Raw genomic sequence first — 10,741 nt, forward strand, 5'->3', positions numbered from 1 at the left:
ACGCCGCCGGACAAACATTGCCCCAGGGGCCACACCCATCGGTGTGGCCCCTGGCGGCTTTTTGGCCTCGGCGGCCTGTGGCACCATCGGAGCGGGAGGCGTCGGCCTGCGAGGAGTGGTGCCCGTGGATCTGAGCCCACTTCTCGTGGCCGTGATCGGAGCCGTTGGCGGTGGCGCGGTCGCCGGCCTGACGTCGTACCTGCGCGGCCGGACGACCGTCCGGACGGCCGCCCGGATGATCTACTCCGAGCTGGCCGGCAACGCTGCGCACATCGCGTACTTCACGTCCACCGGGACCTGGCCGCGAGCGACGCTGTCCCATGACGCGTGGGACAGGTACGGGGAGCTCCTCGCGCGGCGGCGCAGCCCGGACCTGTTCAACCTGGTGCACCGCGGTTACGCGGCGATCGATGCGATCGGCTACGTCGGCTCGCGTCCGGATCGCGAGGAGCCGTCGCGCATGGTGAACGAGGGCGTGATGTACCTGCAGCAGGCCCTGCGGGTGGCCGGACGTGCCGCGCGGGTGCACGGCGACGAGATCGAGCGGCAGGTGGGGCTCCTGTCGGTGCGCCGACGCGGGTCTCCGCAGCCGGCCGCGGACCTGTTGGGCGCGCCCTCGCTCTTCGTGCAGTTCGAGGTCACGCAGCGAGCTGCCGGCCGGGAACCGAGCAGCGAGCTGACCAAGCGGGCCAGCGCCGCGACCGAGGTGCAGGTGGCGACCGTCTCGGAAGCGGTCACCGTGCGGGTGCTCGACTGCAAGAACAGCCAGGACTGGAGCGCGGCCGAGTTGGTGCGCACGACCGGCGGCCCCGCGAGCACGGACGTGGTCGCCGAGAAGGCGTTCGGTGCGGGGGAGGGTGCCGTGCGGTTCTTCCAGGAGGTCCTGGGACGGGCCAGCCCGTCGGGCACGACCCACCCGATCGACCTGTACGTGCACTACGGGCAGTCGTTCACCAACACCTACTGGTCGGGCAACGGGGTACTGATCGGCGACGGGGACCAGGAGATCTTCGGGCCGATGCTGTCGGACGAGGTGATCGCCCACGAGCTCTGTCACGCGCTGCCCGAGCTCGCCAGCCTGACCTTCGACGGCCAGACCGGCGCGCTCGTCGAGTCGATCTGCGACGTCCTCGGCTCCGTGTGCCGACAGTGGTCGGCAGGCCAGTCCACCCAGGAGGCGGACTGGATCCTGGGGCGAGGCGTCCTGATGCCCGACATCAAGGGCGAGGGCCTCCGATCCCTGCGGGCGCCCGGGACGGCGTACGACGACCCGGCGATCGGCAGGGACCCCCAACCCGCCCACATGGACGGCTACGTGACCACCACGATGGACAACGGTGGCGTGCACATCAACGGGGGCATCCCCAGCCGGGCCTTCTACTGCATGGCCGAGCGGGTGGGCGGCAACGCCTGGGAGACTCCGCTCGATGTCTGGTGGTCGGCCATCGGCGACCTGTCGGGCCGGACCGAGGTCAGCTTCGCGGAGTTCGCGCGGATCACCCTCGAGGCCGCGAACGCGCGCCACGGCGGCGGGTCGACCGCGGCGCAGGCCGTCCGCGTCGGATGGGCGGCGGTCGGCGTGGCGGTGGCGTGAGCCCCGGCCCCGGGGCCGGTCAGGCGAGCGGACGGAGCAGCACGCCGAGGCTCGGCTTCGGCTGGAACGACGTCGCCTTCTCCGGCAGGAGTCGGTCGTCCTCGGCGATCCGCAGGGCCTGGTCGACCGAGGGCGCCGGCATCAGGACGGCGACCGCCTTCTCGGGCTGCGCTCGATCCAGCGCCTCCTCCACGGTGTGGTGGTAGGTGATCGACGAGGGCCCGTGGGGGAGGGCGGGGAGCACGGTGCGGTGCAGCACCTCGACCGCGGCGCTGTCGAACGGCACCTCGAGGGTGACCGCGATCCAGGAGCGGCCGTCCGTGGCGGCCAGCTGGGTCGGCCCGAGCGAGGCGACGGCCTGCTGCCGCGAGACGCGCTCGCACGGCAGGCCGAGGATCGACGCGGCCTGCTCGAGGTCCGTCAGGCAGGTGCCCTCGAGCACCCGGTGGATGGGCCCGAGGAAGAGCGGGGTGTCGTCCTGGTCGATCAGCATCGCCAGGCCCGCGTCGTAGGCGGTGCCGATGCCGCGCTGCTGCAGCCGCAGGTACGCCGCGTACCGGTGGTGGCCGTCCGCGATCAACGCCCGCGTGTCGGCCAGCTGCTCGGCGAGGGCGGCGAGCACCTCGGGGTCGGTGATCGCCCACAGCCGGTGCTGCTGCTGGGAGCGGTCGGTGAAGGCGTGGTCGGGGGTGCCGGCCTGGATCTTCCCGGTGAGGTCGCGCAGCTCCGGGGAGCCGTGGTGGACGAGCAGGATCGGTGCGGGGTTGAGCTCCATCTCCGCCATCCGGTCGGCGAGCTCGTCGGCCTGCACGGGGTGGATCCCCTCGTGCGGCAGCACCACCCGGTCCTCCGGGCGTCGGGCGCGGCGGGAGACATCGAGCGCCCCGACCAGGCCGCGGACGGTGATCCCGTTGGCGGTGTACTCGTGCAGGTAGAGCGCGGGCACCGGGTCGCGCTCGAGGAGGCCCTTCCCCTGCCATCGCTGCAGGCGCGAGGCGACCGCCCGGTACGGCCGCGCGAACGCGCGCCCGGTGGCCGGGTCCCCGACCCGGGCGGGGGTCAGCCGCAGGGCGGCGAACGGCGCCAGGCGCAGTGGGCCGGCGACGTACGGCGGGGTCACCAGCGTCGTCGCGTCCATCCCGTCATCCTACGAACGAGCCGGAAAACCCCCGGAATCCTCGCCTGGGACAATGGTCGCCGTGCTGGCCTCCTCCGCGGTTCCACTCGCCGCCCACTACGACCTCGGCATGCTCGATCTCGACGGGGTCGTCTACATCGGCGACCACGCCGTGCCGGGGGCGGCGGCAGCGCTGTCGACCGCTCGGGAGTCGGGGATGCGGCTCGCGTTCATCACCAACAACGCCTCCCGTACGCCGGAGGCGGTGGCCGCCCACCTGACCGACCTCGGCGTGGAGGCCGGCGCGGCGGACGTGGTCACGTCCGCCCAGGCGGCCGCCCGGGTGGCCGTCGAGAGGTTCGGTGAGGGCGCGCCGGTGGTGTGCCTGGGCGGTGCCGGTCTGCTGGCCGCGCTGGTCGCGGCGGGGCTCTCCCCGGTCGGCGTCTCGGACGCCGACGGAGGCGGCAAGGCGGTCGCGGTGGTGACCGGGTACGGGCCCGACGTGGTGTGGCGCGACATCATGCACGCCGCGGTGCGGATCCGCGACGGCCTGCCGTGGATCGCCAGCAACACCGACGGGACGTTCCCGAGCGCCGCCGGCATCGCGCCCGGTCACGGCGTCCTCGTCGACATGCTGAACCGGTTCACCGGGGTGACGCCGGTGGTGGCCGGCAAGCCGGAGCGACCGCTGCTGGACGAGACCGTCCGCCGGATGGGCGGCGAGCGGCCGCTGATGATCGGCGACCGCCTGGACACCGACATCGAGGGCGCCCGGCGGGTCGGGACGGACTCGCTGCTGGTGCTCACCGGCGTCTCGGGGATCGCGGACCTGGTCGCTGCCCCGCCGCACTGCCGGCCGACGTACCTGGCCTCCGACCTGGCCGGGCTCAGCGTGCCGCACCCGGACCCGCGCAGCTACGCCGGCGAGACCGGCCCCGAGTGGGTCGTGGGGGCCTGGTCCGCGCGGGTGGCTGACGGCCGCCTGACGGTCGAGGCCGACGGCGCCCCCGGCGACACCGACGACGCCTGGCGGGCCGCGGTCGCCGCCGCCTGGGACCACCTGGACCGGACCGGCGACGTGGCCGACATCGCTGGGCTCTCGCTGCCGCGGCGAGCCCGGCCGGAGCGGTAGCCTGCAGGCATGAGCGAGGTACCCGCGCCGCCGCAGACCGGCATCGAGGAGGTCGACGCCGCGCTGACGGAAGTGGCCGAGCTGGCCGGTCGTCCCGTGTCCGAGCACGCGGAGGTCTTCGAGTCCGCGCACGCGGTGCTGCGCGCCACCCTCGATGGACGACCTCCGGCTGACGCCCCGTCGACGCCGGCCTGAGATGCCACCGCGCCGACTCCGACTCGACGCGGAGCTCGTCCGGCGGGGCCTGGCCCCCTCGCGCGAGCGCGCCGCGCGCCTGATCGCCGACGGCCGGGTCAAGGTGGGCGGCGTCGCCGCCACCAAGCCGGCCACCGGCGTCACCACCGACGTGGCGATCGTGGTCAGCGAGGGCGACGACGGTCCCGACTACGTCTCCCGGGGAGCCCACAAGCTGCTCGGCGCCCTGGCCGCCTTCGGTCCGGCGGGACTGAGCGTGGCGGGCCGTCGCTGCCTCGACGCCGGCGCCTCCACGGGCGGGTTCACCGACGTGCTGCTCCGCGCCGGTGCCGCGACCGTGGTCGCCGTCGACGTCGGCTACGGGCAGCTCGACTGGTCGTTGCAGAGCGACGAGCGGGTGCAGGTGCACGACCGCACCAACGTGCGCACGCTGGAGGCCGACCAGATCGGTGGCCCGGTCGACGTGGTGGTCGGCGACCTGTCGTTCATCTCGTTGACGCTGGTGCTCGACGCGCTGCTCGGGGTCACCCTTCCCGACGGTGACCTGGCCCTGATGGTCAAGCCGCAGTTCGAGGTCGGCAAGGACCGGGTCGGCAAGGGCGGCGTGGTCCGCGACCCCGACCTGCGCGCCGAGGCCGTGCGCACCGTCGCCGCCGCGGCCGCCGAGCGTGGCTGGGGGGCCCGCGCGGTCACCGTCAGCCCGCTGCCGGGACCGTCGGGCAACGTGGAGTTCTTCCTGTGGCTGCGCCACGGCCCTGCCACGATCGACGACGAGACCATCACCGCCGTCGTGCGCCGGGGGACGGGGTCGGCGGATCCGTCGGGCTCGGATGAGAGGCTGGAGCCATGAGCGAGCCGCACGCCACCCCGCGCCGGGTGCTGGTGCTCGCCCACACCGGGCGCGTCGAGGCCCGCGAGGTGGCGCGCTCGTTCGTCAAGGAGCTGACCGGCCACGGCATCGTGGTGCGGCTGCTGCGCCACGAGGCGGCCGACCTGGCGCTGGACCCGGGGGAGTACGACCCGCGGGTCGAGCTCACCGACTCCGAGACCGACGCCAGCCACGGCTGCGAGCTGACCGTGGTGATCGGTGGCGACGGCAGCATCCTGCGCGCCGCGGAGGTCACCCACAAGCGCCTGACCCCGGTGCTCGGCGTCAACCTCGGTCACGTCGGCTTCCTGGCCGAGGCCGAGCACGAGGACGTCGCCGCGACCATCGACGCGATCATCCACCAGCGCTACACCACCGAGGACCGGCTCACCCTCGACGTCCGCGCCTTCCACGACGGCCGGCTCGTCTCCTCGACGTTCGCGCTCAACGAGGCGAGCGTGGAGAAGGCCACCCCCGAGCGGATGCTCGAGGTGATCGTCGAGATCGACGGCCGGCCGCTGTCGCGCTGGGCCAGCGACGGCGTGGTCTGCGCGACCCCGACCGGCTCCACGGCGTACAACTTCAGCGCCGGCGGCCCGATCGTGTGGCCGCAGGTGGAGGCGCTGTGCATCGTCCCGCTCAACGCCCACGCGCTGTTCGCGCGGCCGATGGTGGTCGCCCCCTCCTCGGTCATCGCGATCGAGGTGCTGGCCGGCAACCAGGGGGCCGGTGTGCTCTGGTGCGACGGCCGGCGCAGCATCGACCTGCCGCCGGGCGCCCGGATCGAGGTCAGCCGGGGGCTGCGCCCGGTCCGCCTGGTGCGCCTGCACCAGGCGCCGTTCGCCGACCGGCTGGTGGCGAAGTTCGGCCTCTCGGTGGAGGGCTGGCGGGGCGCCGCGGAGCAACGCCGCGCCGCGCACCGCGGCGAGCCGCCGGCCGCGTCGCACGCCGGCTCCGCCGACGCCCCCGCCGACGCCCCCGCCGCATCATCCGCCGCATCATCCGCCGCATCATCCGCCGCATCATCCGTCGAGACACCGCACGACCAGCCAGGAGACACAGCGTGATCGAGGAGATCCGGATCAGCGGACTCGGCGTCATCGAGTCCTCGACCCTCGAGCTCGGGCCGGGGCTGACCGTGATCACCGGTGAGACCGGCGCGGGCAAGACGATGGTCGTCAGCGCGCTCGGCCTGCTGCTCGGCGGCCGTGCCGACAGCGGCGCCGTCCGCTCCGGCGCCCGGCAGGCCCGCGTCGAGGGGCTGGTCGCCGCCGGCGCCGTCGCCGGGCTGGCCGAGGCGGTCGACGAGGCGGGCGGCGAGGTGGAGGCCGACCGCGTCGTCTTCGCGCGCAACGTCAGCGCCGAGGGCCGTTCGCGGGCGTACGCCGGCGGGGCCGCCGTACCGGTGTCGACGCTGACCGCGCTCACCGAGCCGCTGGTGGCGGTGCACGGGCAGTCCGACCAGCACCGGCTGCTGCGTGCCAGCACCCAGCGGGAGGCCCTGGACCGGTTCGGCGAGCTGGACCCGCTGCTCGCCGACTACCGGTCGCTGCACGCGCGGCTCGTCGAGACCGAGCGCGCGCTGGCCGAGCTGCGCGGGCAGGCCCGCGAGCGCGCCCGCGAGGCGGACCTGCTGCGGTTCGGGGTCGACGAGGTCGCCGCGGTGGCGCCGCAGCCCGGCGAGGACGCGGAGCTGGCGGCCGAGGAGTCGCGCCTGGGCCACGCCGACACCCTGCGCGGCGCCGCGGAGCAGGCCCGCGAGGCGCTCTCCAGCGAGCACGGCAGCCCCGACGCCCTCGGGGCGGTCGCGGCCGCACGCGGGCTGCTCGAGGGCGTCCGCGACCACGACCCCGAGGCCGCCGCGCTGGCCGACCGGGTGACCGAGGTCAGCTACCTGCTCACCGACGTCGCCGCCGACGTCGCCTCCTACGCGTCGGGGATCGAGGTCGACCCGGCCCGGCTCGCGGGCGTCTCGGAGCGGCGCGCCGCGCTGATCGCGCTGACCCGCAAGTACGGCGACACCGTGGCCGAGGTGCTGGCCTGGGCCGAGGACGCGGCCGCGCGCCTCGGCGACCTCGACTCCACCGACGACAGGATCCACGAGCTGGAGGCCGCGCGGGCCGACCTGCGGGCGCGCCTCGCGGACGCCGCCACCCGGCTCAGCGCGGCGCGGGCGGAGGCCGCCGGCCGGCTCTCCGAGGCGGTCTCCGACGAGCTGACGCTGCTGGCGATGCCGCACGCCCGCCTCACCATCGACGTGCGCCAGCAGGTGGTCGAGGCACCGACCCCCGGCGCGGAGCCGCCGGCCGACGGCCTGGAGGTGGAGGCGGCCGACGGCCGGGAGTGGGTCCGCTTCGGCCGCTCGGGGATCGACGAGATCGAGTTCCTGCTGGCCGCGAACAGCGGCGCCGAGCCGCGCCCGCTGCACAAGGGCGCCTCGGGTGGCGAGCTCTCCCGGGTGATGCTCGCGGTCGAGGTCTGCCTGGCCGGCACCAACCCGGTGCCGACGTTCGTCTTCGACGAGGTCGACTCGGGTGTCGGCGGCGCGGCCGCGGTCGAGATCGGACGCCGGCTGGCGACGCTGGCCCGCGACGCGCAGGTGCTGGTGGTCACCCACCTGCCGCAGGTGGCCGCGTTCGCCGACCGGCACGTGGTGGTCGAGAAGTCCTCGGACGGCAGCGTGACCTCCTCGGGCCTGACCACCCTCGACGCGACCGGGCGCGAGCAGGAGCTCTCCCGGATGATGGCCGGCCTGGCCGGCTCCGACACGGCGCTCGCGCACGCCCGCGAGCTTCTCGACCTCGCGCAGGAGGAGCACGGGGCCGACCGCGCCGCGCGGCGCGACACGCGGCAGGCCGTAGATGCCCGCCAGCGTGCTTGTTGAGCCCCGAACGGATAGGATGGAATCCCGTGAACATGGCGCCCGGTAGCGGATCTTTTCGGCAGGCAAAGCACCTCTTCGTGACCGGAGGTGTCGCCTCCTCCCTCGGCAAGGGACTCACGGCCTCGAGCCTCGGACGGTTGCTCCGCTCGCGTGGCCTCCGGGTCACGATGCAGAAGCTGGACCCTTACCTCAACGTGGATCCGGGCACGATGAACCCGTTCCAGCACGGCGAGGTGTTCGTCACCAACGACGGTGCCGAGACCGATCTCGACGTCGGCCACTACGAGCGGTTCCTCGACACCGACCTGAACCAGATCGCGAACGTCACCACGGGCCAGGTCTACTCCTCGGTGATCGCGAAGGAGCGCAAGGGCGAGTACCTCGGTGACACCGTCCAGGTGATCCCGCACATCACCAACGAGATCAAGGACCGGATCCTGGCCATGGGTCACGGCTCCGAGCCGGTCGACGTGGTGATCACCGAGATCGGCGGCACCGTCGGCGACATCGAGTCGCTGCCGTTCCTCGAGGCCGCCCGCCAGGTCCGTCACGAGATCGGCCGCGACAACTGCTTCTTCCTGCACGTCTCCCTGGTGCCGTTCATCGGCCCCTCGGGCGAGCTGAAGACCAAGCCCACCCAGCACTCCGTCGCCGCGCTGCGCCAGGTCGGCATCCAGCCCGACGCGATCGTGTGCCGCGCCGACCGCGAGCTGCCGCAGGGCATCAAGCGCAAGATCTCGCTGATGTGCGACGTCGACGAGGACGCCGTGGTCACCGCGGCGGACGCGCCGTCGATCTACGACATCCCGAAGGTGCTGCACCGCGAGGGCCTCGACGCCTACGTCGTACGCCGCCTCAACCTGCCGTTCCGCGACGTCGACTGGACGCTCTGGGACGACCTGCTGCGCCGGGTGCACCACCCGAAGGAGAACGTCACGGTCGCGCTGGTCGGCAAGTACATCGACCTGCACGACGCCTACCTCTCGGTGGCCGAGGCGTTGCGCGCCGGCGGCTTCGCCAACGAGGCCAAGGTGGAGCTGCGCTGGATCCCCTCCGACGAGTGCGAGACGCCCGCCGGCGCCGCCAAGCACCTCGGGGACGTGGACGCGATCTGCGTGCCGGGCGGCTTCGGCATCCGCGGCCTGGAGGGCAAGCTGGGCGCGCTCACCTACGCCCGCACCCACCAGATCCCGACCCTGGGCCTCTGCCTCGGCCTGCAGAGCATGGTGATCGAGTACGCCCGCACCGAGCTGGGCCTGACCCAGGCCGGCTCCACCGAGTTCGACCCGAACACACCGGAGCCGGTGATCGCCACCATGGAGGAGCAGAAGGACATCGTGCACGGAGGCGGCGACCTCGGCGGCACGATGCGCCTGGGCGCCTACCCGGCCAAGCTCGGCTCCGGCACGCTGGCCCGCGAGCTGTACGGCGCGGAGATGATCGAGGAGCGGCACCGTCACCGCTACGAGGTCAACAACAGCTACCGCAAGGCGCTGAAGGACGCGGGCCTGGTCTTCTCCGGGCTCAACCCCGACCTCGACCTCGTCGAGTTCGTCGAGCTGCCCCGCGACGTGCACCCGTTCTACATCGGCACGCAGGCGCACCCGGAGCTCAAGTCGCGTCCGACCCGCCCGCACCCGCTCTTCGCGGGCCTGGTGAAGGCGGCGATCAAGCGCCAGCGCGAGACCCGGCTGGAGATCGACGACACCAACCTGCACGCCGACATCGACGACGCGCCGGCCGCCCCGCGGGCCGACGCGAAGACCGGGGCGAAGGCCGCGGCCACCGCCGACGTCGACGCCTGAGCCGGCCACGGACGTGACGGAGGACCGGCCCCAGGGGCTGCCGCCGGTCCTGGGCCAGCACCTGGCCCAGGACCTGGCTGACTCCTGGCCGGTCCTCGAGAGCACCGAGGTCTTCCGCAGCGGCTGGGTGGTCGCGCTCCGCGCCGACCTGGTGGACCGCCCCGGGGCCGACGACGAGGCGCCCTTCCGGCGCTACGTGGTCGAGCACCCGGGCGCGGTGGTGGTGCTCGCCATCGACGCCCAGGACCGGGTGCTGGTGCAGCGCCAGTACCGCCACGCCACCGGTCACCGGCTGATCGAGCTCCCCGCCGGGGTCCGTGACCACCCCGGCGAGGACCCGGTCGAGGTGGCGCGCCGGGAGCTGCTCGAGGAGGCGGGCGTCTCGGCCACCGAGTGGACGCCGCTGCTCTCCACGTTCAGCTCGCCCGGCTACACCGAGGAGCGGCTCCACTTCTTCCTGGCCCGGGGCCTGACCTCGACCGGCCGGGACGGGTTCGAGCCGGAGCACGAGGAGGCCGAGCTGGAGACCTTCTGGGTCCCGTTCGAGGAGCTCGTCGAGCGGGTCCTGGACGGCTCGATCGCCGACGGCCCCACCGTGCAGGCCGTGCTCGCCCACGCGGCCGCCCGGCGGCGTACCGGCTAGGAGATCGGCGAGGCGCGCGGCGGCGCTCCGGCGGCCGCTGGCCGTACTGTGAGCCACAGGACGGATGCTGCCGGTCCGGGACCGGCGGAGAGGGAGCAGCGATGCGCGTCGGCGTTCCGAAGGAAGTCAAGAACCACGAGTACCGGGTGGCGATCACCCCGATCGGCGTCCACGAGCTGGTGGCCCACGGCCACCAGGTGCTGGTCGAAGCCGGCGCGGGCATCGGCTCGTCGATCTCGGACGAGGACTTCGTCGCGGCCGGCGCGCGGATCGTGCCCGACGCCGACGCGACCTGGGCCGAGTCCGAGATGGTGCTCAAGGTGAAGGAGCCGGTGGCCGAGGAGTACCACCGGCTGCGGGAGGGCCTGACGCTCTTCACCTACCTGCACCTGGCCGCCGACAAGCCGCTCACCGAGCGGCTGCTGGCGGCCGGCACCACGGCGATCGCCTACGAGACCGTGCAGCTGCCCTCGGGCGCGCTGCCGCTGCTCTACCCGATGTCG

At 73.8% G+C, this 10,741-nt stretch carries 9 protein-coding genes and 1 pseudogene; 9 read left to right on the forward strand and 1 reads right to left on the reverse strand.

Annotation, left to right across the window (positions count from 1 at the left end; genetic code table 11):
- Nucleotides 1–124 precede the first annotated feature (124 nt).
- On the forward strand, nt 125–1,594 hold the full coding sequence (locus tag E8D34_RS20530) for a M4 family metallopeptidase (RefSeq protein WP_136596377.1): 1,470 nt from the start codon (nt 125–127) through the stop codon (nt 1,592–1,594).
- A gap of 19 nt (nt 1,595–1,613) precedes the next feature.
- Here the strand turns inward: E8D34_RS20530 and E8D34_RS20535 are convergent, their stop codons facing one another.
- Nucleotides 1,614–2,732, reverse strand: coding sequence for a DUF1015 family protein (locus E8D34_RS20535; RefSeq protein ID WP_136596378.1), 1,119 nt, complete (start codon nt 2,730–2,732; stop codon nt 1,614–1,616).
- A 52-nt stretch (nt 2,733–2,784) separates the two neighbouring features.
- On the opposite strand from E8D34_RS20535, the gene E8D34_RS20540 reads away from it, so the two are divergent.
- The 8 genes and pseudogenes from E8D34_RS20540 to E8D34_RS20575 form a co-directional block, all read left to right on the forward strand.
- Nucleotides 2,785–3,843 (forward strand): HAD-IIA family hydrolase, encoded by a 1,059-nt coding sequence (locus E8D34_RS20540; protein WP_240771488.1) that lies wholly within the window; start codon nt 2,785–2,787, stop codon nt 3,841–3,843.
- 9 nt (nt 3,844–3,852) lie between these two features.
- Nucleotides 3,853–4,038, forward strand: coding sequence for a hypothetical protein (locus tag E8D34_RS20545; RefSeq protein WP_136596379.1), 186 nt, complete (start codon nt 3,853–3,855; stop codon nt 4,036–4,038).
- Nucleotide 4,039: 1 nt separating this feature from the next.
- Nucleotides 4,040–4,888, forward strand: a complete 849-nt coding sequence (locus E8D34_RS20550) for a TlyA family RNA methyltransferase (protein ID WP_136596380.1) — start codon at nt 4,040–4,042, stop codon at nt 4,886–4,888.
- On the forward strand, nt 4,885–5,973 hold the full coding sequence (locus E8D34_RS20555; protein WP_136596381.1) for an NAD kinase: 1,089 nt from the start codon (nt 4,885–4,887) through the stop codon (nt 5,971–5,973). The genes E8D34_RS20550 and E8D34_RS20555 overlap by 4 nt, the downstream gene beginning before the upstream one ends.
- Entirely contained in the window at nt 5,970–7,790 is a 1,821-nt protein-coding gene (recN, locus tag E8D34_RS20560) for a DNA repair protein RecN (RefSeq protein ID WP_136596382.1), read from the forward strand. Before E8D34_RS20555 ends, recN begins: the two co-directional genes overlap by 4 nt.
- A 32-nt stretch (nt 7,791–7,822) precedes the next feature.
- Nucleotides 7,823–9,595 (forward strand): CTP synthase, encoded by a 1,773-nt coding sequence (locus tag E8D34_RS20565; RefSeq protein WP_136596385.1) that lies wholly within the window; start codon nt 7,823–7,825, stop codon nt 9,593–9,595.
- Nucleotides 9,596–9,608: 13 nt separating this feature from the next.
- Entirely contained in the window at nt 9,609–10,238 is a 630-nt protein-coding gene (locus E8D34_RS20570; RefSeq protein ID WP_136596383.1) for an NUDIX hydrolase, read from the forward strand.
- Nucleotides 10,239–10,339: 101 nt separating this feature from the next.
- Nucleotides 10,340–10,741, forward strand: a pseudogene (locus E8D34_RS20575) (alanine dehydrogenase); the annotation flags it as partial.

This window comes from Nocardioides sp. GY 10113, from assembly GCF_004919105.1.
Lineage (GTDB): Bacteria > Actinomycetota > Actinomycetes > Propionibacteriales > Nocardioidaceae > Nocardioides.